The sequence below is a fragment of the Rothia sp. P7181 genome, from assembly GCF_048513015.1.
Classification (GTDB): Bacteria; Actinomycetota; Actinomycetes; order Actinomycetales; family Micrococcaceae; genus Rothia.
Map to the genome: position 1 here is coordinate 184,208 of NZ_JBLXXZ010000001.1, position 25,266 is coordinate 209,473.

The 25,266-nt window shown below is 48.0% G+C and carries 19 protein-coding genes; 13 read left to right on the forward strand and 6 right to left on the reverse strand.

Translation table 11 applies throughout. From position 1 onward, the window contains the following. Positions 1-7 precede the first annotated feature (7 nt). A complete protein-coding gene (locus ACN08Z_RS00890; RefSeq protein ID WP_419102753.1) occupies positions 8-523 on the reverse strand; it encodes a PTS sugar transporter subunit IIA in 516 nt (171 codons plus the stop codon). Between the two features lie 188 nt (positions 524-711). Between ACN08Z_RS00890 and ACN08Z_RS00895 the strand changes: the two genes are divergently transcribed. The 11 genes from ACN08Z_RS00895 (at position 712) to ACN08Z_RS00945 (ending at position 13,806) form a co-directional block, all read left to right on the forward strand. Further along, positions 712-1,311: an arsenic metallochaperone ArsD family protein gene (locus ACN08Z_RS00895; RefSeq protein WP_419102754.1), complete on the forward strand. Its 600-nt coding sequence runs from the start codon at positions 712-714 to the stop codon at positions 1,309-1,311. Positions 1,312-1,414: 103 nt separating this feature from the next. Continuing rightward, complete coding sequence (gene deoD, locus ACN08Z_RS00900; RefSeq protein ID WP_419102755.1) at positions 1,415-2,125, forward strand: purine-nucleoside phosphorylase; 711 nt, start codon at positions 1,415-1,417, stop codon at positions 2,123-2,125. A gap of 15 nt (positions 2,126-2,140) precedes the next feature. Further along, positions 2,141-2,608: a GyrI-like domain-containing protein gene (locus ACN08Z_RS00905; protein ID WP_419102756.1), complete on the forward strand. Its 468-nt coding sequence runs from the start codon at positions 2,141-2,143 to the stop codon at positions 2,606-2,608. 424 nt (positions 2,609-3,032) lie between these two features. Then, a complete protein-coding gene (gene iolC / locus ACN08Z_RS00910) occupies positions 3,033-3,998 on the forward strand; it encodes a 5-dehydro-2-deoxygluconokinase (protein ID WP_419102757.1) in 966 nt (321 codons plus the stop codon). A gap of 34 nt (positions 3,999-4,032) precedes the next feature. Continuing rightward, positions 4,033-4,947: a Cgl0159 family (beta/alpha)8-fold protein gene (locus ACN08Z_RS00915; RefSeq protein ID WP_419101213.1), complete on the forward strand. Its 915-nt coding sequence runs from the start codon at positions 4,033-4,035 to the stop codon at positions 4,945-4,947. 40 nt (positions 4,948-4,987) lie between these two features. Next, complete coding sequence (gene iolD / locus ACN08Z_RS00920; protein ID WP_419101214.1) at positions 4,988-6,922, forward strand: 3D-(3,5/4)-trihydroxycyclohexane-1,2-dione acylhydrolase (decyclizing); 1,935 nt, start codon at positions 4,988-4,990, stop codon at positions 6,920-6,922. 86 nt (positions 6,923-7,008) lie between these two features. Beyond that, a complete protein-coding gene (locus ACN08Z_RS00925) occupies positions 7,009-8,508 on the forward strand; it encodes a CoA-acylating methylmalonate-semialdehyde dehydrogenase (protein ID WP_419102758.1) in 1,500 nt (499 codons plus the stop codon). A 264-nt stretch (positions 8,509-8,772) separates the two neighbouring features. Beyond that, positions 8,773-9,690, forward strand: a complete 918-nt coding sequence (locus tag ACN08Z_RS00930; RefSeq protein ID WP_419101216.1) for a sugar phosphate isomerase/epimerase family protein — start codon at positions 8,773-8,775, stop codon at positions 9,688-9,690. Between the two features lie 40 nt (positions 9,691-9,730). After that, complete coding sequence (locus ACN08Z_RS00935; protein WP_419101217.1) at positions 9,731-10,705, forward strand: Gfo/Idh/MocA family protein; 975 nt, start codon at positions 9,731-9,733, stop codon at positions 10,703-10,705. 325 nt (positions 10,706-11,030) lie between these two features. After that, positions 11,031-12,473 carry a sugar porter family MFS transporter gene (locus ACN08Z_RS00940; protein WP_419102759.1) on the forward strand — a complete coding sequence of 481 codons (1,443 nt, stop codon included), beginning with the start codon at positions 11,031-11,033 and terminating at the stop codon, positions 12,471-12,473. A 121-nt stretch (positions 12,474-12,594) separates the two neighbouring features. Next, positions 12,595-13,806, forward strand: a complete 1,212-nt coding sequence (locus ACN08Z_RS00945) for a Gfo/Idh/MocA family protein (RefSeq protein WP_419102760.1) — start codon at positions 12,595-12,597, stop codon at positions 13,804-13,806. A gap of 88 nt (positions 13,807-13,894) precedes the next feature. Here the strand turns inward: ACN08Z_RS00945 and ACN08Z_RS00950 are convergent, their stop codons facing one another. The 4 genes from ACN08Z_RS00950 to ACN08Z_RS00965 all read right to left on the reverse strand — a co-directional run bounded on the left by ACN08Z_RS00950 (position 13,895) and on the right by ACN08Z_RS00965 (position 21,415). Further along, a complete protein-coding gene (locus ACN08Z_RS00950; RefSeq protein WP_419102761.1) occupies positions 13,895-14,641 on the reverse strand; it encodes a sulfite exporter TauE/SafE family protein in 747 nt (248 codons plus the stop codon). Positions 14,642-14,715: 74 nt separating this feature from the next. Continuing rightward, complete coding sequence (gene iolB / locus ACN08Z_RS00955) at positions 14,716-15,612, reverse strand: 5-deoxy-glucuronate isomerase (protein ID WP_419102762.1); 897 nt, start codon at positions 15,610-15,612, stop codon at positions 14,716-14,718. Positions 15,613-15,641: 29 nt separating this feature from the next. Beyond that, positions 15,642-16,388, reverse strand: coding sequence for a GntR family transcriptional regulator (locus ACN08Z_RS00960; protein ID WP_419101222.1), 747 nt, complete (start codon positions 16,386-16,388; stop codon positions 15,642-15,644). Positions 16,389-16,555: 167 nt separating this feature from the next. Further along, positions 16,556-21,415 (reverse strand): NAD-glutamate dehydrogenase, encoded by a 4,860-nt coding sequence (locus ACN08Z_RS00965; RefSeq protein WP_419102763.1) that lies wholly within the window; start codon positions 21,413-21,415, stop codon positions 16,556-16,558. A 361-nt stretch (positions 21,416-21,776) separates the two neighbouring features. On the opposite strand from ACN08Z_RS00965, the gene ACN08Z_RS00970 reads away from it, so the two are divergent. Beyond that, positions 21,777-22,751 carry a glycosyltransferase family 2 protein gene (locus ACN08Z_RS00970; RefSeq protein WP_419102833.1) on the forward strand — a complete coding sequence of 325 codons (975 nt, stop codon included), beginning with the start codon at positions 21,777-21,779 and terminating at the stop codon, positions 22,749-22,751. A 151-nt stretch (positions 22,752-22,902) separates the two neighbouring features. Continuing rightward, the gene (locus tag ACN08Z_RS00975) at positions 22,903-23,898 is read left to right on the forward strand and encodes a glycosyltransferase family 2 protein (RefSeq protein ID WP_419102764.1); all 996 of its coding nucleotides are present in this window, start codon (positions 22,903-22,905) and stop codon (positions 23,896-23,898) included. Here the strand turns inward: ACN08Z_RS00975 and ACN08Z_RS00980 are convergent. Continuing rightward, positions 23,895-25,214 (reverse strand): hypothetical protein, encoded by a 1,320-nt coding sequence (locus ACN08Z_RS00980; protein WP_419102765.1) that lies wholly within the window; start codon positions 25,212-25,214, stop codon positions 23,895-23,897. The genes ACN08Z_RS00975 and ACN08Z_RS00980 overlap by 4 nt on opposite strands. Positions 25,215-25,266: the final 52 nt, after the last annotated feature.

Genomic DNA, 25,266 nt, shown 5'->3' on the forward strand with positions numbered 1-25,266 from the left:
ACGGGTTTTATCGTGGCTTAGTGTAGCCGATGTGCTCTCCGCTGGAGACCTCACGTACGTCATTGTTGGTGATGTTCACGCCGAAATTCTTCATGTTGGTGACCATGACCATGACTTCTGGCAGTGGTGTCGAGGCGTATTCTTTTTCTCTGCTGATGCGCAGTAGGGGTTCTCCGGCGGTAATCTGAGTTCCTGTTTCGACTAACGCTTTGAGCCCGTAGTGGTTTCGTTGGGCGACGTCTACTCCAATGTGTATGAGCACTTCTGCCCCTTGCGGTGTGCAGATGGCGCATGCTTGGAGGGTGTTTTGAATGAGAACGATACGTCCACTCACGGGTGCGTTGATGGTTTTTTCTGTCGCTTCTACGGCGTAGCCTTCTCCTAGTAGCCCGCTGGAGAATACTGGGTCTCCGACAAGGTTTAGTGGCTTATATGTTCCTTGTACTGGCGAGAAGAGTTCTTCTGGCGTATATGATGCGGTTGAGAGCGTGGCTGTTCGCTTTTTTCGTCTGAATCCAAACATCGTTCTCCTTTGGACGTATGTTGTTTCTCTACACACCATGAGAGTAACCTGGAACACTCTTGAGTGGTATTTAGCCACTCATAGATACAGAAATTTTACGCGTTCTTAGCTTGTCTCGACATTGTTATATACAAAGTATCTTCTGCACGGGTAACGTTGATACGAGTTCTATCATGATGAGGAGAATTGTGGCTGATACTGTACAAAATGCTGAACTTGAGGTGTTTATTCCCGCTCCGGGAGAGAATCCTGACGACCCGCAAGATATAGAACGTGAGGAGTTTCTTAGGATAGCTCAGCAACTCCTTGATGAAGGTTTAGATATTGTTGTTTATTCAACAGATTCTTATCCGAGCGCTTTTACGCAGTGCGTTCCGGTAGCTGATCAGATTGAGATATCGGGCACCGACGTGCTTCCTATTTTGTTGGTTGATGGCGAAGTGAAAGTTTCTTACCACTATCCTGATGCTGAACAGTTACAGCGTTTTTCGCGCGCTCGTAGTGTGCAACAGAAAAAGGTGTCGGCGACTGCTGCCGGTTGTGGCCCTGTCGCCGCAGAGTCGGCTCCCCCTGCAAAGCCTTCGGCTCCGGCAGGTTTTGCTGCAACGTTAGCGGGTCTTTCTCAGAATCCTTCTGGGGCACCGGATATTGGTCAGCGTCAGAACCTGATGGAGCCTGTGGAGAATCAGGATGAGTTTTCAAACGAAGAATTATCTGAGGTAGAGCGTCGACTCTCTGGTGCGCCAGCTTCTGGGGGTTGTGGTTGCGGTGGTTGTGGTTGCGGATAACTGCCTGCGTGTTCATATCGCCTAAACTAAAGTATTGAGAATTATTAGTGTGTTCTTCGGCAGTGATGTTGAAGTTCTGTATGGTCTTTGAAAGGACGCTCCTATGACAAGCACTCCTCATATCAACCCTCAGGGTGTTCCTATTGCAAAAACTGTTCTTTTGCCGGGGGATCCTCTTCGTGCGCAGTTTATCGCGGAGAATTATCTGAGCGATGTTCAGCAGTTTAATACTGTTCGTAACATGTTTGGGTTTACAGGAATGTTTAATGGTCAGCAGGTTTCTGTGATGGGCTCTGGCATGGGTATTCCTTCTGCAAGTCTTTATGCTTATGAGCTGATTCATACGTTCGGTGTTGAGCGCCTGATTCGTATTGGTTCTTGTGGTGGCATGCAAGATCAGCTTGAACTATTCGATATTGTGGTTGCGGCTTCAGCTTCTACAGATTCTCATTTCATGCATCAGTACAAGCTTCCTGGTACTTTTGCCCCAACTGCTTCGTGGAGTCTGCTTTCTGCTGTGGCGCAGGAAGCTGAGTCTCAGGGTATTCAGTTGCATGTGGGTAATGTTTTGTCTTCTGATGTGTTTTATCGTCATGATCCTTCTGATGCTCAACGCTGGGCTCAGATGGGTGTTCTTGCGGTTGAGATGGAGACTGCTGGTATTTATTCTGTTGCGGCACATGCTGGTGTTGAGGCGTTGGCTTTGTTCACGGTTTCTGATCATTTGTTTAAGGGTGAAGAGACCACCAGTGAGCAGCGTCAGAAGAGCTTTACTCAGATGATGGAGCTTGTTCTTCCGGTTGCTGCACGTTAAGGGACACTGGCGTTTATGATGTCTGATTTTGCGCGAGTGGAGCATCGCCCATCGCTTGTTCTTGCTGGTTTACGTGAGACGATTGATCCTGCTGTTGGCAATGCTGATGTGTGGGAGCGTGTTTTGAATACGGTTAAGCTGGCTGGTTTTAGTACTGAGGGTACTCAGCAGGTTGCCATTATTTTTGGTGCTAATATGCGTCAAGAGTTTGATTATATGGCTGGTTTGGTGGTGAATTCTCGGGATAACGCGCAGGCTTTGGGTTTGAATGCAGCAGAGGTTCCTGCTGGTGATTATGCCATTGTTGATGTTCGTGGCCCTGCCCCGTTAGCGTCTATGACGGGTTTGGATTATCTTTTGGGTACGTTTTTGCCTGAGAGAGCTTTGACGGCGTCTGGTCCTGCAATGGAGGTGTATGGTCCTGGGGATACTAGTTCTGAGGATTATATGATGCAGGTTTGGGTTCCTGTTAAGGCACTTTGAGAGGGTAGTTCTTCTCGTGTTTTGGTATAGAAGGTCGCTTCACTGTTTGGTGGAGCGACCTTTTTCGTATGGTGTTTGTTTGGCATGAGTGTTTTTTCAGTTCTGGTGTGCACAGTGCAAGTTGGGTACCACGTTCTGGGGCTGAGATGTATGGGGCAGGTGGAAATGTTCTGCTAGCCAGATGGTTTATGCGGGGTTTTCTAGGAGTTCTATTGTGGTAAACGGTAGGGGTTCTTGTTTTTTCGGGTGGGGTATCGGGAGTGAGGTTTTTTGCAAGTTTTTCCAGTCTTTAACGCAAAATAAAGAAACTTTGTAACTATGTCAGTACAAACATTGACATTTGGGTGTGTGATGGGGCACGCTATAACTAACAGCTTTTCGGCGAGGACGCCAAACCCATACGACCCCACTAAGGAAAGATTTCATGTACGACCTTCTCACCATGGGCCGCATCAGCGTTGACGTATACCCTAACGACATTGGAGTCGGACTAGAAGACGTCACATCATTCGGTAAATACCTCGGTGGCTCCCCTGCAAACGTAGCGGTAGCAGCTGCCCGTTACGGACATAAAACTTCGGTCATTACCCGCGTTGGCAATGACCCTTTCGGCACTTTTCTTCGCCGTGAACTCAAAAAATACGGTGTAGACGAAGCTCATGTTTCAACTGATCCTCAGCTACAAACATGCGTAACTTTCTGCGCTATCAAGCCGCCAGAAGATTTCCCTCTATACTTCTACGGCCGCTTCCCCACCGCACCAGATTTACAGCTCACCGAAGCAGACATCAACAAAGAAGCTGTCAAAGAGAGCCGTATCTTCTGGAGCACTCTAACAGGAATGTGCCAAGAACCAGCTCGTAGCGCGCAACTTGCAGCACATGAGGCACGCCCCCGTGATCTCCTCTCCGACGAACAACACACCATCCTCGATTTAGATTACCGCCCCATGTTCTGGGAGAACATTGAGCAGGCACAACAAGCTGCTCAACAGCTTCTCTCCTATGCAACTATCGCGATCGGAAACCGTGAAGAATGCGCCGTAGCAGTTGGAGACGGCACCCCAGATGAACAAGCAGACCGACTCCTTGAAGCAGGCGTCAAACTTGCTGTCGTGAAGATGGGTGCCAACGGTGTTCTTGCAAAGACCACAACCAGCCGTGTGGTATGCGCACCAACACCAGTTGAAACAGCTAATGGTCTTGGTGCTGGAGACTCTTTCGGCGGAGCTTTTGTGCACGGCGTACTCTCTGACTGGGAACTCGATAAGGTACTCGACTTTGCCAATGGTGCAGGCGCTATCGTCGCATCACAAATTGCATGTTCGGATGCTATGCCTACCGAATCTGAAGTACAAGAGTTCCTCGCTCAGTATGGGCGCAACTTCTAAGCACCGCACGAGCCAAATTTTTCAGGAGATTACAATGTCCCATTCTCATGATGAAGAGCGTGACCCTAGACGATATGAGCATCTCACGCGTATCCGTCTAGAGGATCCTCAAGCTATTCAACGTGCAGCCGACAACCGTGTTCGCCACGAAGGCCCACGTTATGGAAAACAAAACTTTATCGTCGCTGCAGATCACCCTGCACGCGGAGCAAACCGCGTCAAAGATCGTGCAATGGCGATGGCAGATCGTCGTGATCTTCTTGACCGCCTACAAATTGCACTCAAAAACCCAGCGGTGGACGGTGTTCTCGCGTCTCCCGACATTCTCGACGACTTGCTCCTTTTAGGTGCTCTTGACGGAAAGCTCGTCTTCGGGTCGATGAACCGTGGTGGTATTAGTGGGCTTGTCAACGAAATGGACGACCGCTTCACCGGACACACTGCCGAATATCTCAAGCGTATTGGCGCTGACGGCGGCAAAATGCTCACCCGCATTCACTACGGTGATGAGAACACTGTAGCTACCCTAGAGGCTTGCGCTCAGGCAGTTAATGCTTTAGCAGAACAAGAACTCTACGCGATGGTTGAGCCTTTTATCTCAGAAACTCATAACGGCGCTATTCGTAACAATCTCTCTGCTGATGCTGTCATTACCTCTATCGGTATTGCTGAAGCTCTTGGAACTAACACCGCTTATACGTGGATGAAACTTCCTGTTGTTGAGGAGATGGAACGAGTCATGGCAGCTACGACGATGCCGACTGTTCTTCTGGGTGGAGATCCTTCTGGTTCTCCCGAAGAGGTATTCTCTAGCTGGGAAAATGCGTTGAAGCTCCCTGGTGTTCAGGGTCTTACGGTAGGGCGTACCTTGCTATACCCTGCAGATGGCAATGTTGCTGGTGCTGTTGAAACAGCCGCTTCACTTCTACATCACACCATCACCGATTAATCTTCTTTCATTCACCTTTTGACGTATAAGGACACAAATTATGGGTTTTCAAAAACTCTCTGTAGCTCAGACTGTGGTGAAGTTCTTAGCGAACCAGTACACCGTAGACACCATTGATGGGCAGGAATACTGTGAGCGCACTATTCCTGGTATTTTCGGTATTTTTGGGCACGGCAATGTTGCCGGCATGGGGCAGGCTCTTCGCCAGTATCAGGAATTAGATCCTTCCTTGATGCCGTACTATCAGGGTCGTAATGAGCAAGCTCAGGTAGACCAAGCTGTTGGGTATGCTCGCCATACTCGTCGTCGTGCAACCTACGCGGTTACCACGTCGATTGGCCCTGGTGCTTCAAACATGGTTACGGGTGCGGCTCTTGCGACAACGAACCGTCTTCCGGCGTTGCTTTTCCCGTCTGACCAGTTCGCTACTCGTGTTCCGGATCCTGTTCTTCAGCAGCTAGAACGTTTTGACGCAGCAGATGTGACGGTTAATGATATTTTCCGTCCTGTAAGCCGCTATTTTGATCGTGTATGGCGTCCGGAGCAGGTTTTCTCTGCACTTTTGAACGGTATGCGTGTTTTGACTGACCCCGTGGATACAGGTGCAGTGACGATTGCTTTGCCTCAGGATGTTCAGGCAGAAGAAATTCTTGTTCCTGATGAATTCCTTGCTCCTCGCCATTGGCGAATCCGTCGCCCTGAGCCAGAAGATGTTGATATTCAAGCAGCGATGAGTGTTATTCGCGAAGCGAAGAAACCTGTCATTGTTGCTGGTGGTGGCGTACATTATGCGTTTGCTCAAAATGAGCTACGTCAGTTTGCAGAAGCAACAGGCATTCCTGTCACATACACTCAGGCTGCTGTTGGTGTGATGGATTGGGATCATCCTTTGTGCTTGGGTGCTGTTGGTTCCACTGGTTCTACGGCATCTAATGCTCTTGTTCGTGATGCTGATGTGATTATTGGTATTGGTACTCGTTACGAAGATTTCACGACGGCTTCTCGTACGGCATTCCAAAATCCTGATGTTAAGTTTGTCAATATCAACGTTGCAGCATTTGATGCGTATAAGCACAGTGGTGTTGTTGCGATGGTTGCTGATGCGAAGAAGGCTCTTATTAAGCTCAATGACGCATTGAGCGGTTTCAAAGTTTCTTCTGCTGTTACTGAGGAAGTTGCTTCAGAAAAGGCTCGTTGGAATGGCATTGTTGATGATGCTTTTGCTGAGCGTTATCGTCCGTTGATGAGCCAAAACGAAATTATTGGTGCTGTCAATGAGGCAATGGACGACCGCGATGTTGTGGTGTGTGCAGCGGGTTCATTACCTGGTGACCTCCACAAGATGTGGCGAGTTAAGGACGCTTATGGTTACCACGTTGAATACGCGTATTCATGTATGGGCTATGAGATTCCTGGCGGTTTGGGTGTGAAGCGTGCGTCGTTAGATACCCAAGATGGTCGTGATGTTGTGGTGATGGTTGGCGATGGTTCTTATCTGATGATGAACACTGAGTTGGTCACTGCGGTAGCAGAAGGTATCAAACTGATTGTTGTTTTGATTCAAAATCATGGTTATGCCTCTATTGGTGCGCTCTCTGAGTCTGTTGGTTCTCAGCGTTTTGGCACGAAGTACCGCACCTTGGATAAAGAGACTCACAGTTTTGATCATGGCGATACTTTGCCTATTGATTTGGCAGCGAATGCTCAGTCTTTGGGTGCGAAGGTTATTCGTGTTGAACCGGGTGAGGATGTTCGTGAGCGTTTGCAAGATGCTGTGGCTCAGGCGAAAGCAGCACCAGAAGGTTCTGGACCGATTGTTATTCATGTTGAGTCTGATCCGATGATTGATGCGCCGTCTTCTGAATCGTGGTGGGATGTGCCTATTACGGGTGTGAGTGAGCTTTCTTCTACTCAGAATGCTTATGAGACCTATCGTGAGAAGAAGGCCATGCAGCGTCCTCTTCTTGGACCTTAAGTTTTAGTTGTCGTGTGTGCTGTGGCGCATGAGTGTTACAGCACGCATTATCCCGATATTTTTCTATCTCTATACAAGGAGTAAATATGTCATACGAAGTTCTACACTTCATCAACGGCGAAGAAGTACCTAGTTCTGGTTCTGCTCGTCAGGAAATTTTTAACCCTGCTACCGGAGATGTTCTAGGGTCTTTGCACCTTGGTTCTCAGGACGAGCTTGAGAAGGCTGTTGCTGCTGCGAAGACTGCTGCGAAGGGCTGGTCTGAGCTATCTTTGGCGAAGCGCACTGCTGTTCTTTTCCGTTTCCGTGAGCTTCTTGTAGAGCGCACTGGAGAGTTAGCAGAACTTGTTGTTTCAGAACACGGTAAGGTTCTTTCTGATGCTCGCGGTGAGATTGCTCGTGGTCAGGAAATCGTTGAGTATGCTTGCGGTATTACCAACCTTGTAAGTGGTCGTTTCACTCCTCAGGCCGCAACTGGTATTGATGCGTATTCTGTTCGTGAGCCTTTGGGCGTTGTTGCTGGTATTACTCCGTTCAACTTCCCTGTCATGATTCAGTTGTGGATGGCACCTTTGGCTATTGCTGCTGGTAACGCTTTCATTTTGAAGCCTTCTGAGCGTGACCCCTCTGCTGCAAACTTCATGGCAAAGTTGTGGAAGGAAGCTGGTCTTCCTGATGGCGTTTTCAACGTTTTGCACGGTGGTAAAGAGACCGTTGACGGTCTTTTGACTCATCCTGATGTTGATGGCATTTCGTTTGTTGGTTCTACTCCTATTGCTCGTTATGTTCATGAGACTGGTACGAAGCACGGCAAACGTGTTCAGGCTCTTGGCGGAGCGAAGAACCATGCGTTGATTATGCCTGATGCTGATATGGATGTTGTTGCTGAGCACCTTAACGCTGCAGCTTTTGGTGCAGCGGGTCAGCGTTGCATGGCTATTTCTGTTGCTGTTGCTGTGGGAGAAGCCGCTGAGAAGACCATCGAGAAGGTGACCGCTTTAGCTCGTAACATCAAGGTTTCTAACGGTATGGATAAGGACGCTGATATGGGTCCTTTGATTACTCCGCAGTCTTGTGAGCGTGTTCAGCGCATTATTACTGAGGCTGAGAAGGCTGGCGCTACCGTTGTTATTGATGGTCGTAACCTTGTTGTACCTGGCCATGAGAAGGGTAACTTTGTTGGCCCGACCATCTTGGATAATGTTTCACCTGAGATGAGCGCTTATGGTGAAGAGATTTTTGGTCCTGTTTTGGTAGTTATTCGTGTTGATACTTTGCAAGAAGGTATTGATTTGATTAACTCCAATCCCTTCGGAAATGGTACCTGCATCTTCACTTCCTCTGGTGCTGCAGCTCGTACCTTTAGCCGAAAGATTAAGGTCGGCATGGTTGGTGTCAATGTTCCGTTGCCTGTTCCGTTGGCAAATCACTCTTTCGGTGGTTGGAACGATTCGCTCTTTGGTGAGCACCATATTTATGGTGAAGATGGTCTTCGCTTCTACACTCGTGGCAAGGCTATTACTCAGCGTTGGCCTGAGCCGAAGCAAGCTTCTGGAGCGAACTTTAATTTTGAGTCACGTAACTAGTGACTAAAAAGGATCCTTTATTGGATGTGTGATGGTTGTGAGGGGTTAGTAGCTAGTGATTACTGGTTACTAGCCCCTCCTCTTTTGTGGTTGTGGCTAGGGTTGATGTAGGTTCTTTGAGGGTTCATAATTTTTCTCAAACTTTTTCTTCTACTATGTTCACCACCACACATTATTTGATAGTATGTCTTAACATAGTTAAGGGTTTTTGAAACTCTTCATTTTCACCCAGACAACACTTTTCAACGATGAAAGCGTGAGAACATGACCGAGAATAACCTCATCATTGGCACAGCCCCCGACTCTTGGGGCGTATGGTTCGCCGACGACGACGCTCAAACACCGTGGCAGCGTTTCCTAGATGAAGTTGCTGAAGCTGGCTACAAGTGGATTGAACTTGGACCTTACGGCTACCTCCCTGCAGAACCAGAGGTTTTGGCTCGCGAACTTAAAGAGCGCGATTTGCAAATTTCTGCTGGAACTGTTTTCACGGCTTTCCATCGAGGCGGACAGGAGCAGTGGGATATCGCGTGGGAGCCCGCTCGCAAAGTTGCTGAACTAACAGCAGCTATGGGCGCAAAGCACATTGTTGTTATTCCGGCTCTTTGGCGCGACGACAAGACCGGCGAAGAACTAGAGCCATCAACCTTGACCGAACAGCAGTGGGATAATCTTGCTCAAGGACATAACAAGCTTGGCGAAACCCTTCAGCGCGACTTCGGCTTGTTCCAGCAGTTCCACTCCCATGCAGATTCTCATGTTGAGACCATGGAAGAGATTGAAAAGTTCCTTGCTGTAACTGACCCGAAGCTTGTTACTCTCTGCTTGGATACCGGACATGCCCAGTATGGTGGAGCTTCTTCTGTTGAACTAATCGAAAAGTATCCTGAACGCATCGGGTACTTGCACTTGAAGCAGGTAGACCCTGAGATTCTTCGCCGAGTACGTGAAGAAAACATGACCTTCAAAGATGCAACCGCAAGTGGAGTGATGTGCGAACCACCTCACGGATTGCCTGACTTGTCGAAAGTTATTGAAGCTGCTGAGGCTCTCAACCGACCACTCTTTGGCATTGTTGAGCAGGATATGTATCCTGTGAAATCTTTTGATATCCCACTACCTATCGCTCAGCGCACCAAAACTTATCTACTTGGTTGCGGTTCTCGCACCGTAATTGGCTAAAGATAACCCAACTTCATCTGTTATTGAAAAGGAAGTAAAGATGTCTCAGGATATTCGTGTTGCCGTTGTTGGCGCTGGACGTATGGGATACGACCATATTCGTCGTATTCACGAACGTATTGATGGCGCACGCGTTAGCGCAGTAGTAGATATTGATGAGTCTAAGGCTATTGAAGCTCTTGAAGGTATTGATGGAGCTCAGGTTTATACTGATTTCCACAAGGCTCTTGAGTCTGACAGTGTTGACGCTGTTTTAATTGCGACTCCTGGTTTCTTACATGCACCTGTTTTACAGCCTGCATTAGAGGCTGGATTGCCTATTCTTTGCGAGAAGCCACTCACCCCAGATTCAGCCTCTGCATATGAAATTGTTAAGGCTGAAGTTGCTACCGGCAAGAAGTTGATTCAGGTTGGCTTCATGCGTCGTTTTGATGGCGGTTACCGCACTATTCGTGCAGCTGTTCAGGCTGGTTCTTATGGTGAACTTTTGCAGCTGGATTGCGAACATATTAATCCGTATGTGTTGGATTCTTATACGGGGCGTAATCTCATTGACGACACTGTTGTTCACGAGTTTGACGGAGTTCGTTATCTGACTGGTGAAGAGATTAAGACAGTCCGTGTAATCTCTGGCAAGAAGACCAAGCATGCTCAAGGTGAGCTTGCTGATCCGGCAAAGGTCATTATGGAGACTGAGTCTGGCGTACTGGTAACGGTTAGCACTCATGTCACTGCTCGTTTTGGATATTCTGTAACTACTCGCGCAGTATTTGAAGAAAACCACATTTCTGTCGGTCAAGATTTGACCTGCCCCAGTTTTGAGCCGCGCTTTGTTGATGCATATGATCAAGAAGTTCAGGCATGGATTAATGCCATCAGCAAGGGTGAGCATACTGGACCATCTGCTTGGGATGGTTATGCGGCGGCTGCTTGTTGTGAAGCTGGTTTTGCGGCGTTGAATTCCGGAAATGTTGAGCAGGTTGTTCTCGAAGAGAAACCTGATTTGTATCGCTAAAGATATTTTCGGGTATCTACGCTAGAGGGGGTACCAACGTGTTGGTACCCCCTCTTCGCGTATCTGCTTGTCTTTGCACTCTTTTTCTTGGATTAGGGCTGATTGTCGTTTCAAGAAAAAGGGGATAAAAAATTTTCTTAAAAAGATTGTCATTATGTCATGACAAATATATAGTGTTTAGTAACACATTGGGTTCTCTGTTGAGTAATCGGTTACTAAAACCACACACTCTATAGAGCATGAGGTTAGGTAAGCTCGCCTACAGAGACTATCGTTTAACCTCATATATCTACTATCGACATTTCTTATAGACGAAGGAGTCATAATGTCAGGACACTCTGTTAGTGCGTCGGAGGCGAACTTACCGCCTCTCACCAAGGGGCCTCACAGTAAACGCCTCGGCCAGGTCGCCGTTGTAGCAACTCTCGGCGGTTTGCTCTTTGGTTACGACACCGGTGTCATCAACGGTGCTCTACTTCCTATGTCAGAAGAGCTAGGCCTCAACGAAAAAACAGAAGGTATCGTTACTTCTTCACTCCTTTTCGCTGCAGCATTTGGCGCACTCTTCTCCGGTGGCATTTCCGACAAATTTGGTCGTCGTAAGACCATCATGGGGCTCGCAATTATCTTCTTCCTCGGCGCATTAGCGTGCTCCTTCGCACCAAGCCTAGGCCTACTCGTCCTTGGACGCATCCTACTCGGTATCGGCGTCGGTGGCGCTTCCACCGTCGTTCCCGTGTTCCTTGCAGAACTTGCACCTTACGAAATTCGTGGTTCCCTCTCTGGACGCAACGAAATGATGATTGTTGTCGGTCAGTTGGCAGCATTCGTCATCAACGCATTTATCGGCAACGTATGGGGCCACCTTGATGGTGTCTGGCGTATCATGCTCGCTATCTGTGCAGTTCCTGCAGTATTCTTGTTCATCGGCATGCTCCGCGTTCCAGAATCTCCTCGTTGGCTAGTTTCTAAGGGACGCCTCGATGAAGCAACTGAAGTTCTACGCCAGATTCGTTCCGAAAAGCGAGCTGAAGCTGAGGCTAAGGATATTCAGCGAACCCTCGAAAAAGAATCCACCATGGTTGCTCCTAGCGTGTCCTCCATGCTCAAAGACAAATGGATTCTTCGCATCGTCCTTGTTGGTGTTGCTCTTGCGGTATTCCAGCAGTTCACCGGCATCAACTCCATCATGTACTACGGTCAGATTGTTCTTCAAGAATCTGGATTCTCTAAGAACGCAGCTCTTATCGCTAATATCGCTCCCGGTATCATCGCTGTTATCGGCGCATTCATCGCATTATGGATGATGGAAAAAATTAACCGTCGTACCACCGTTATCACCGGCTACACTTTGGTTACTATCTTCCACCTCCTCATCGGTACTGCAGCATTGGTACTACCTACCGACTCTGCAGCTCGCCCTTACATTCTCTTGCTTCTCATCGTCGGCTTCGTCGGTTCGATGCAGACCTTCTTGAACGTTGCAACATGGGTTCTTCTCTCCGAGATTTTCCCTCAGCAGATTCGTGCATTCGGTATGGGCTTCGCAGTTCTCTGCCTCTGGCTTGCAAATGCTGCAATCTCCTTCGCGTTCCCTTCAATCCTCAAAGCAGTTGGACTAAACTCCACCTTCTTCGGATTCGCCGTCATCAACGCAATCGCAGCGTTCGTAATGTTCAAGTTCCTACCAGAAACCCGCGGTAAGAGCCTTGAAGAAGTGGAAGTTGGCGTCACTACCGGTGCTATCTACATTGTCAAGAACAAATAAACTACCACTGAATAACCTCTCTTGATGTTCCGTAGCCTCTATTGCTCACGATGGGCATAGGGGCTACGGTTCCATTTTCCTCAGTTCTACACATCTACTACTTTTTTGAAAAGGTCACATCATGACAACAACACGTACCATCAACGTTGGTCTTATCAGTGTCGGCTGGATGGGAAAAGTCCACAGCAAAGCCTACGCAGCAGTTCCACAGGTCTACCCAGAACTAGGAATCAAAACTCGACTCGTTCAAGCCGCAGATACCTCCGAAGAACGCGTCGATTACGCGGTTAACGTTCTTGGCTTTGAAAGTGGAACAACCAACTATCAAGACGTCCTCGCAAACCCCGATATTGACGTTGTTTCTATTTGTGCACCTAACTTCTTGCACGCACAAATCGGTAAAGAAGCAGCAGCTGCAGGCAAAGCATTCTGGATTGAAAAACCAGCAGGACGCTCCGCGGCAGAAACCCAAGAAATTGTTGATGAAGCTCGCAACAGTGGTGTAGTCACCGCCGTTGGATTCAACTATCGCAACACACCAGCTATTGAATACGCTCGTCAACTCATCAGCGACGGAAAACTTGGAAGAATCACCAACGTTCGTGGTTCATTCTTTGCAGATTATTCTTCAGACCCCCGCGGAGCGCTCTCTTGGCGTTTCGTACGAGACCTTGCTGGTACCGGCGTATTAGGAGATCTTTTAGGACACCTCGCAGACCTTATTCACTACACCGTCAGCCCTATCACTGAGGTCTGTGCGCTCACCCACACCGTCCATACCGAGCGCCCCAAACTGCCTATGGGAAGCGGAACCCACTTCGCAGTCATTGAAAATGGTGAAATGGCACCGGTCGAGAATGAAGATTACGCCGCACTCTTAGTACGTCTTGGTGGCGTAGGCGCGGTAGGAACTCTTGAAGCCTCTCGTGTGAGTGTTGGCCCACGCGCCCAGTACGCTATTGAAATTTACGGCACTGAGGGCTCCCTCAAATGGGATTTTGAGCGTATGAACGAACTCGAATTAGCTCTTGGATCAGCTGGCGAACAAGTTGGATACACTCGTATTTTTGCCGGCCCAGGCTTTGGAGATTTCTCCTTCTTCCAACCAGGGGCAGGAACTTCCATGGGATATGACGACCTAAAAATTATTGAAGCGAAGAAATTCCTTCAAGCATATCTTGGACGAGAAAAGATTCACGCTGATATTCACGACGCACTCCTCGCTAACCGCGTCATCTCAGCGGCAGTAGACTCTGCGGAAACGCAGACATGGCAGGTAGTGGAACCTGTTACTGGCACTAGTGCCAGCGGAGAAGACCTCTCCAAACGATAAGAAGAAAATAACTCCTAGAGATACTTAAGGCTCTTTGAAACTGGCGGGGAAACCGGTTTCAAAGAGCCTTAAGCATACTCAAAACTTTTTAGAAAACTAGGTAAAGAGCCCCCACCCACGTCACAACAATGACAAGACGCTCAAAAACTTTTTGTGGAATACGTCGAGCATAAAACCAACCTATAAAACTTCCCAGAAGAAGCAGCGGAAGTAAGACTAAACCTAATGTTAAGGTGTGAGGGTTCACCAACCCTAAACTCACAGAAAAAGGAAGTTTCAGCATGTTCATCACCGCAAAAAACCAAGCTGTTGTTCCTAAGAAAAGCTGAACGTTAAAACGGCGCGCCAAGAAATACATGTTCATGACTGGCCCACCAGCATTAGCGACCATCGTGGTAAAACCACCAAGTCCCCCATAAAACCAAGCAAACTTCTGCGAAGTATTCTGTGCTGAATGACGGCTCTGACGCTGAAGAAGAGTCAGCACCATCAAAGCCAATAAAATCCAACCAATACTACGACGAATCACCTGATCATTAGAAACAAAAAGATACGCAGCACCCACAACTAAGCCACAAAGCACAGCCGGCACCAACGTCAAGAGTGTTTTCCAATGAGCATGTTTTCTATACGCTACTAACGCTGAAATATCGCCGATGATGAGCAATATTAATAATGCGCCCGTTGATATTTTTGCTGGCATGAGAGAAGCAAAAATAATAACAGAAATAAGATTAACTCCCGGAAGCATCGTCTTAGAGATACCCACTAAAAAGGCTGCACATCCTAGAAGAGCCCAAGAAATTAGAGAGTACTCCCCTATAATATTCAGCATTGTTTTTGCCCCATCATGTTAAAGCCAGAGGTGCTAAAGAATAATTCTTTAGCACCTCTGGACATATTATATTTTTATTGTTCTGCGGTGAAAGGAAGACGAGGATCAATCTCCTGATTGTCCCATGTCGAACGGACCCAGCCATGGTGTGGGTCATCGCTGATCAACCAATCACGAACAGGTCCAGGACCTGCCATAACATTCAAGTAATACAAATCGTAGCCAGGAGCCGCCATGGCTGGCCCATGCCAACCATAAGGCACCAACACCACGTCACCGGTACGCACTTCAGCGTTGACATCAATGGGACGTTCATCTGAAGCATATACACGCTGGTAGCCAATCGCGTCCTGCGCTTCTGCCGGTGCACCTACTGCAGGGCGAGTCTCAAAATAATAAATCTCTTCTAACGCAGTTTCCCCTTCTTGCTCCACATCATGCTTATGAGGAGGATATGAAGACCAGTTACCAGCAGGAGTAATCACTTCACAGACAATGAAACGGTCTGCTTCTAACGCTGCTGGAGTACCAAAATTATGAACCTGACGAGAACAATTACCGGCACCACGGAGCTCTACAGGAATCTCACTCTTTTTAACATGACGAACCGGATAGTGTGCACGTGCTGGTGCAGAAGAAATAGAAACTCGCGCACCTTTGACTCCGCTAATCACCACAGAGGTATTAATACCGGTGTATAAGATATCTGCAGGGCCGTGGAATACAGATTCGCGACCTTCAAGAAGGTACTGTTGCTCACCTATCGTGACGTGAACATCACCGTTCAAGGGCATGATGATACGCTCTTCATCTGCTGCATCTAAGCTCAGAGGCTCTTCCCCCAAAGTAGCAACACGAATACCAGTATGTTTCCAGCCTTCTACAGTCGTTGTAGAGTCAGAAGCCCCTAAAGAAACCTCCCATTGGTCTTGGGAAGCAGAACCTGCTGGGTAGAACCACTGCTGTGTCACGGTACTCTCCTATCGTAGAGTTCAGAATTTTAGTTTGAAAGCGTCATTTCAAAGGAATATAGGTCTGCTCGGTATACGTGCTTTCCTGTTTCAACACGAACACCGGTGTCATTCATGGTGGTGCGGAACATCGTCACCAACGGTGCACCCTCATGGGTATCAAGCTCTACCGCCTGATACTTATTAGCTATAGTGGCACCAATTTTTTGTTGAGCAAGAGAGAACGTCACCCCACGAGATCCCATGAGCTCATACAAACCGCGTTCATTTAATTCGTCCTCTGTCAAAGAGACCGCACTAACAGGAACCCAATTCTCCATTAAAGCTAGTGGAGTACCGTTTTCGTAACGAACACGAACCAGATGATAAACCGATAAATCATCAGTTAAGGCAAGTTTCTCTGCAATTTGCTCATCAGCTTCAACCACTTCATAGGTAATGACACGTGTTGTTGGTTCAATACCGCTTCGTTGCAAATCGTTGTATAGAGAAGACAGGCTCAAGGGGCGACGAATCTCGTTTGAAACAACCTGTGTACCTACCCCACGTTTACGAACAAGTAGCCCGCCACGAACAAGCTCATCCATAGCTTTACGCACAGTTGGACGTGATAGATGCAGCTGAGCAGCAAGTTCTAGTTCGTTAGGGAGCATTGAACCAGTAGGAATCTTTCCCTCAGCAATATGGTGGTTAATGCCGTTAACAAGCTGATGGTACAGGGGAATAGGGGAAGAACGATCAATAGTAATTGCAGGAAAATCTATAGTAGCCATCATCAACCTTGCTGGGGATAGTGTCTATATGTCCTTTTGTAAAGACATAACTATTCTAGAGTAGCATTGTGATTCATTCCAAGGGTGCTAGCACATCAACAAATGCAAGGAAGTCATCGCTATTGATCAAAATAATAGCGATGACTTCCACACCTGAACCACAGTGTCTGTTAGCTCAACGCACCACGCAAAGCACGCAACGCAACAGAGAGCACATCAAAACGGGGGCGACCATCAGACCCAGTAGCAGCCTGAACTACCTCAGCTAAAGTGTCATCAACTCGTTCCATACGAACAGGATGTTCTTTGACCCATTGTTGAACGGCAGAATCTCCTTGTTCCACCGAGCGAGCCGAGGCATTTTCACCTTGAGCCTTCAAAATTGCTAGGGCAAGGCCAGCAGCAATCTCATAGAGGTCATCGCGAAGAGCTGAACGAGCAAGAATCTCCCAACGGTCAGTACGAGGCAGACGGCTAATGAGCGTCAACAAAGAATCTACTCCGAAACGGTCATACACCGAGAAGTAAATCAGGGCAACAGCATCAACACTGAGTTGATGAGCCTGAGCAGTCCGCACCACATCCATCAATGCGAAACCTTCAAAACCACGAATCCAGACAACTAACAATTCTTCAGGAAGACCCCATTGCTCACCCTGCTCACGCAAAGCACGAACGCGAGCGCGAGAATTATCAGAAAGATAATCAGGGAGGTTGCGTCGCAGTCGCAGAACCTCTGAATAGGTGTTAATGATGTCAAGGATTGGTGCTCCTGTAACAACAGAACGCTCAGAGATAAACCAGCGTACGAGACGGTCAAGTACGCGTTGCCAGTCTCGCATTGTTGCCTGCCAACCCTGAATCGGGGTGCGTGCAGGAAGTCCGCGATGCACCGTAGAAGCCTTGTCAATATCGAAAAGGTCACGGGCAACGAAGAAGGCTCGTGCGATAGTGTCTACGCTGGCGCCTGTTTCTTCTTGAACCCTAAAGACATGCGTAATACCAGCAGTGTTCACTATCTGGTTTGCAACCCGCGTGCAGATAATTTCTTGACGTAGCGGATGGGTGTTTAGGTCTTCTCCGAATCGCTCTACAAGTGCTGGAGGGAAGTACTCTTGCAAAATACGGTGCAGATAGGGGTCTTCTGCAAAAGATGTTTTGCAAAGCTCCGCAGTGAGGTGCATTTTGACGTATGCGGTAAGCACTGAAAATTCAGGGCTAGTGAGAGTAATTCCGGTCTGTTCATAGCGTTCGCGGATGTGTTCGTCGTCAGGGATGAACTCTACTTCACGCACCAGTCCGGCATATTTTTCAAGGTCGTGGATGAGTCGAATGTAGGCGCTTACCCCTGGGATAACACCGTGCCGTTCTGCTTGGAGTAGAACATTTTGTTCACGGTTTGTTTCAAGAACTTGTTGGCCCACATCTTCCCGTTGAGCTTCAATAAATGTTGCTCTCTCCTCTGGCGATAGTTTGCCTTGAGCGATGAGTCGGTCAATTAGGATTTTGATGTTGACTTCACGGTCGGAGGTTTCTACGCCGGCAGAGTTGTCAATAGCGTCAGTGTTGAGAAGTACCCCTGCTTCTGCTGCTTCAATTCTGCCGCGTTGGGTCATTCCGAGGTTTCCGCCTTCACCGATAATGGTGGCTCGTACTTGGCAACCATTGATACGAAGTGCGTCATTGGTTTTGTCGCCAACTTCTGCGTGAGTTTCTGCAGACGATTTAATATATGTACCGATACCACCGTTGTAGATGAGCTCGACGGGAGCTTTGAGAATAGCTGAAAGCAGTTGAGGTGGTGACATCTCTGTGATGTCCTCATCAATACCTAGAGCGGAGCGTACTTGGGGTGTCAGCGGAATAGATTTACTATCGCGAGAGTAGACTCCGCCACCTTCAGATATGAGTGAACGGTCGTAGTCCTGCCACGAGGAGCGTGGTAATTCATAGAGGCGTACGCGTTCTTTGAAAGAGGTTTCGGGGTCGGGGTTGGGGTCTAAGAAAATGTCGCGGTGGTCAAAGGCGGCAAGGAGTTTGACTGTTTGTGTGCGCATCATTCCATTACCGAAGACGTCACCGCTCATATCTCCAATACCTACTGCGGTAAATTCTTCTTGTTGGCAGTCTTTACCGAGTTCGGCAAAGTGACGTTTAACAGATTCCCATGCGCCTTTTGCGGTAATTCCCATTGCTTTATGGTCGTATCCGATTGAGCCGCCGGACGCGAACGCGTCACCAAGCCAGAATCCATATTCTTCGCTGATGCTATTAGCTGTATCAGAGAACGCTGCAGTCCCTTTATCTGCGGCTACAACAAGGTAGTAGTCGTCTGCGTCGCGAGCGATAATACCTTCGGGGCGGATGATGTGTTCTACACCGTTCTCATCGATACGCAGGTTGTCGGTGACAGAGAGGAGCGCACGAATAAAGATTTTGTAGGATTCTCGTCCTTCTGCAATCCATGCGTCACGATTTTGTGCTGGGGAAGGAAGCTGTTTCGGGAAGAACCCGCCTTTAGCTCCAGTTGGGATGATAACCGCGTTCTTGACCATCTGGGCTTTGACAAGGCCAAGGACCTCAGTTCGGAAGTCTTCACGACGGTCAGACCAGCGGAGTCCGCCGCGTGCAACGGAGCCAAAGCGTAAGTGCACGCCTTCTACTCGGGGAGAATACACGTAGATTTCAAATTTAGGTCGAGGCAAAGGCGCAAAATCAATGTATTCGGGAGAGACTTTTAGCGCGAGGAACTCATCTGGTAGGTACGCGTTAGTGCGTAAAGTAGCTGCGATAACGGTAGCCATTGAACGCATAAAACGGTCTGCGTCAAGAGTTGGTATCTTACCAAGTTCTAAGAGGAGCTCTTCCCATGTTTTTTGACGTGCTTGTTCTCGTTCTTCATCAGTGTTGTACTGGCGTTTCGGGTCGAAGCTGATAGCGAAGAATTCGTTAAGTAGGCTCGTAACAGCAGGGTACCCTAGCAGCGTGTCGGACATGAATTCTGGGGTGAATCCGCATCCAAGTTGACCAAGGTAGTGTGTGTAAGCGCGCAGAACAGTCACATATTTCCAGCTCATTTTTTCTTTGAGAATGAGACGGTCAAGGGTGTCTGTTTCACGGCGTCCTTGAAGGAATGAGCTTAATGCTTGTTCGTAAACATCTACGACTTCTTGTGCATCAATCCCTTCAGGGAATACCACACCGAAATCATAGAGGATAAAGTCTCGCCCGTCTGCAGGGGTGATACGGTAGGGTCGCTGATCGATTACGATCAGCCCCATATTCTGCATAACCGGTAGCAGTTCGGTTAGTGTGTGTTGGCTATTGAGATACGTTTTGAGGCGAGTTTGCCCATCTTTTGTGTAGAGTCTGACTGCTACAGGCTTTTTATGTTGTGTTGAGAGCTCTTCAAAGATGTCAACATCGTTGACGGCTTCTTCAACGGAATAGTCGGCACGATAGGTTGCAGGAACCGCATCAGCCCATAGCTGAGAAATCGTACGGGCTTTATCTTCTGGTTGGGCTTTTTCTAGTGCCGAAGCAGTTGCTTCTGACCATGAGCGCACAGCTCGTTGGACTCTTTGTTGGATGTCCTCAGTGTTAATCTCGAGGGTCGTATTGGGTTGACTCAACCGAATACGAAGGAAAAGACGAGCTAAGGAAGAAGTCGACAAACGTACGTCATAGTCGATGTCTGCGACATCAAATTGTTCGCAGAAAACAGATTCGATTCGTTGGCGAACTCCAGTGTTATAACGGTCTCGCGGTAAGAAAATAACGGCACAAATAAACTGCCCTAAGCTATCGGGGCGGATAAAGACCCTCGTAAGGCGTCGTTCTTCAAGCCCCATAATGGCTCGGAAGGTTTCGCTGAGAGTTTCAACGTTGGTGTGGAACAGTTCTGTTCTAGGGTACTGCTCGATCATTCCGGTAAGAGTTTTTTCTGAATGGGATGAGCGGTGGAACCCGAGTCGGTGACGAATAGAATTAATACGTTCTCGTATCAATGGAGTTTGCGTAGCTGGCAGTGTATACGCTTGAGCAGAGAACAGCCCTAAGATAACGTGCTCTCCGATGATTGCACCGGAGTCGTCCACAATGCTGACACCAATATAGTCGAGATACTCGTGACGGTGAATGGTTGAGCGAGAATACGCTTTCGTGATGTGTAATGGCTGTTGGGAATACGCCGTTGTGATGTCGAGGTCAGGTAGTTCGACGTGATGTTCTTGGCTTTGGGTAAAGATTCCTAAACGATTCTGCGGTGAGGTCTCTAGTGTTGCTGTTGCGGGGTTAATGCGCCGTTCTTCCATCCCCCAGAACAAGAAGTTTCCTTCGGTTAACCAGTTAAGAAATTCTTGAGCAGTGCTTATTTTTTGGATGGGGTCATGGGCGCTAAAGGTTTGTTGTGTGGTGTTCGTGCGCTCGCTGAGTTGTTGGGCGATGGTTTGTACGTGTTGTGCCATGGCGTCAGCGTCCGTAACGGCGCTACGTACATTTTTGAGAATCTGGTGAATACGTGTTGTGAGTTCTTGTTGCGTTTGTGGGTCAAGAGTTTTGATGAGCTGGATGGATATCCATGATTCTACGGTGAGTGTGTTGCCGTTCGAGGGTGTTTTTTGGTCTAGTACGGGTAACGCTGCGGTGTCTCCGCTGACGACCGGTTGTTCTACGCCTGTTCCTTCTAGGCTGATGAGTGTTCCGTTATGGTCTCGTTCAGCGATGAAGGTGGGGTGGTTCAATGTTGCAATACCGCCGTAGTGTGCGGCAATCTCGGCGGTGATGGAGCTGACGAGGTAGCTCATATCATCGGTGGTGATGAGTAATGTGGTGGAGGTTTCGTCCTGTAGCGTGTTGACGAGGGATTCGCCGTGTTGACGGGTCTGTGATAGACGTCGGTGTTCTTGGGCGAGACGTTGGCGGTTGTGAACGTTATTTCCTTCTGCCTCTGTAGAGGTGTATTGGTAATACTGATCGATCCATGTTGGGGTGGTCAGTTGTTCTGGTGATGCGTCGTCGCGAGCGTGCAAAATATGCCTCCGGTAGTAGTACAATCACACCTTTGTGATATGGTCAACACACTGAGTGTGCGTGTTATAGGTAATACCTTATAACGTGACTCCACTAACACAAAACCCCTAGAGTGCTCTCGTGAAGAAAATTAAAAAAACTAACGTATCAGCTAGATAACCCCATATTTTAGAATAACCAAGAAGCATTAAAGTCTGTAACACTTTTATTCGCTACTGATATTCCTCAGAAGACACCCAACCACAAGACCTTGCTACATCACGAGACATGAGAGAGCTCCTCTAAAGTCCAAGCTACACTCTAAAAACACCTATAATCATGGGTACATGTACTTTTGAGATAAGGGGGCACTCATTGACTGTGCGAACTACCATTATTATGCCGGTCTACAACACCGCTCATGCGGTTATCCGTGCCATCGATAGCGTTCTGCATCAGACAGACCCAGATTTTGAACTCATCATCGTTAACGACGCCTCCCCAGACCACGCTGATCACATCATCACAGAGCACCTCAAAAAAGTTAATGATTCACGGGTACGCTACTTCCTCAACGAACAGAACATTGGATTATCCGAAACTCGCAACCGAGGACTTTCTCAAGCTCGCGGACAGTGGCTTGCCTTCTTAGACTCAGACGATGCCTTCACACCAACTTTTCTTGAAAGAATGCATCATTGGACGAACGATGAAATAGACGTTGTTGTCTGCGCTCATGATGTCGTCACACGAGACGGAAACCAACGCACCCGACTCCGCGGAAAAACTGGAATATTCACGGGACATGAGGCGATGCTCAAACTTCTACGCGACGAAACAACACCCTATGTGTGGGACAAAATTTTTCGTGCCAGCACCGCAACTGGACACACCTTCCCCACTATTAACCGTATTGAAGATGCTGCCTACATTATTCCGATTTATCAAAAAGCGCGAAAAGTGCGCTTTATTGAAGAATCATTATGCCTCTATAGCGTAAACCCGCATTCTGTCACGTGGGGGTCTGTACCGCCCATACAAGAAATGTACCGGTATATGAACTATCTCAAAGAAAATACTCAAATACATCAAGGGAGCAAGCAAGAGCAGGACGCTCTTGCCGTTACATGGTGTCTAGCTTTTCTCAATGGAGCACAAAGTGCTCTGCGTTTAGGTGTTTCCAACGCTCCGAATTATTTGAAACAATGCCAACAGGCATTAGCGTGGCATATTGTTGTACGAGCTCTTAGAACACGTCCAGTTTTTGGTGCTGCCGCATTCTTATTTAAACTTTCGCCGAAGGTCTACCAGACGTTTTATACCCGTTATGTTCAACGAGCGTATGGAATTGACTAAGTCTCTTTGGTCTTACACTACTCAGATGTAGCACTCCCTGATGTCCGCTATAACTTTTTAAGGTTCTGCATGACGCATCCTTTGTTTCAAGCGGTGAAGGATATAATGTGTGCTGTCGATATTTCGTTTCCTACCCGTGAGGAACTTCTGCATGAGCTTTTCTGCTCCTCGCACATCCATCATTATGCCGGTGTATAATACTGCTGAACGTGTTATATCTTCTATTCAATCGGTGCTCGCTCAAAGTGACCCTGATTTTGAGTTGCTGATACTCGTAGATGGGGCAACTGATCATTCAGCGCAGGTTATTGAACAATTTCTTCACCACAACCCTGATCCAAGGCTACGTTTTTTCAATAATGCGCAGAATCAGGGGGTTTCACGAACACGCAACCAGGGGCTAGAGCATATTCGGGGGCAATGGGTTGCTTTTCTTGATTCAGATGATACGTATCGCCCGCATTTTTTAGAATCTTTGCATTCTTATACGGAGCGCTATGATGCCGATATTGTGACCAGTGTTTTAGCTATTGCTAAACCAGATGGTTCCGTTACCCCACGCCCAACCCAACCGACAGAGACTTTCCTAGGACAAGAAGCCGCTTATCACCTTCTTCAAGGTGGAAGAATCACTCCTTATCTGTGCGACAAAATCATTCGTAGTTCTCTTTTTGAAAATGTTCGTTTCTGCCCAGATATTCATCGTGGAGAAGACGCTCTTGTCACCTTGGCATTATGTCTTAACGCTCAGACGGTTGTAGCAACTCCAGAAGTCCAATATGAGTATTTTATGGAGTCGACCGGTCTTTCGTGGGGACGCATTACCCCTGTAGAAGAAAGCTTAGCTCTCATGCAGGCTCAAGCAGAGCTATTAGGGGAACGCCTGAACACCATTCAAGGGCGTAAGGCTTACGACGTTTCGTGGATTATCACTTTTCTTAATAGCTCACAGCAAGCAATTTTTAATGACACTGCTCAGGGGCGTGAAATTCTATCTCGTAATCGTCAGCTGATTCGGTGGTCACAGATTTATCAGATTATTTCTATTAATCCTATTTTTTGTGCGGCTGCCACTTTACTAAAATTATGCCCACCGTTGTATCGGGTAGTGTATCGCGCCTATGTCAAGAGAACCTATGGGCTTTAGCGACTCACGCGTGCGTTCAGCCATGCTCCAATGAGGTGAATACTAAATCCGCTGAGGGGGCCGACAAAAAGCGATATCAGCACTCTCACCATAAGCGGCAAAGGTAAGAAGAGTAACCCGAGGGAAATACACGCCGCCCCAACCCACCCGAGGATATAGATTCGGTGCAGGTTTGTTGCCAGTACAAGTGTTCCAGAAAGAACTAAGAGCGCCATAATAGCTGAAGCAAAGGTGAGCAGGGCGAGGATATGTCCTTGGGCGACTTCTTGGTACGCCACGGTTTCTTCTGGTTTGGGATGATAAATCGCCAAGAAGAGGAACGGCCCTATCAGATAAGCTGCGATCGCCCCAATGGCGCCCACCCCGAGAAGAGCACCAGCAGGTCGGACAATGGCTTGAAGAGGACGATCCTGATGCTTGATAAAGAGAGAAATTGCCACGCCTTGAAAAGCTTGGAGCGGAATCATAATAGGTGAACGAGTAATCGAAATAGCCAGAATGAGCGCTCCTAGCACCATATCTGAGTGTGTACCAGAAGATGCTCCTTCAGTGGCTTTCATCATGAGGGGGAACCCTGTGGTAAGAGCAGCCGATGCGCCGGCTGAGCCCATTGCGATAAGGGTGTTTATGGTGAGCGTTTTTGCAGGCACATCACCTCTGGCCCCTAAGGCAGAACGGGCATGAGAAGAACATATAGCAAGGACTATCCAGAGTAATGCTGGCGAAATAACAGCAGCTTCAAGACCCCAAAGGTATCCGGCAAGAAGACCGACAACAAGCATGCTCACGAAACGCCAAGTAGCCTCTCCGCCGTTAATGGTTGCCATAAGATACCATTTTTTCTCACCTGCAGCATTACCGCTTAGAGCAACTTGAACAGCATATAGAACCGTAGCTAACGCAATGGCGACGAGAGTAAACTGGGGGTCTTGAGAAAGAAAATAATGAATCCAGATACCTGATGTTGCTGTCACGATGATGGCAATACCAAGACCTATCCCTAAAGCGATAACAGCAGGGCGGGCACCAGGTGTTGCAGGTGGGTTAAGTTGAGCGGCTCCAACGGCGCGGGTGGCCTCTGAGGCAATACCTCCAATGATTCCGTAGATACCAAAGAGTAGCGCCCAAAATACTAAAAATTCTGGTACGTCAGCGCTAGGTAGTGCATGTTTTGCAATGACTGTAGCAAGGAATGCTGAGAGTGCAGAAAGAACAGACGCACCGAGGATAGCGCTAGATTCCTTACGCGTAATAGATGTTGGGGGGGTAGGTTGATCGGTAGATGCGGGAGGTTCTTTTGATTGTTGTTTGACCACCGATAACACTCTACACTTTCATAACTTATCAGGAATATATACTAGTGCCGGC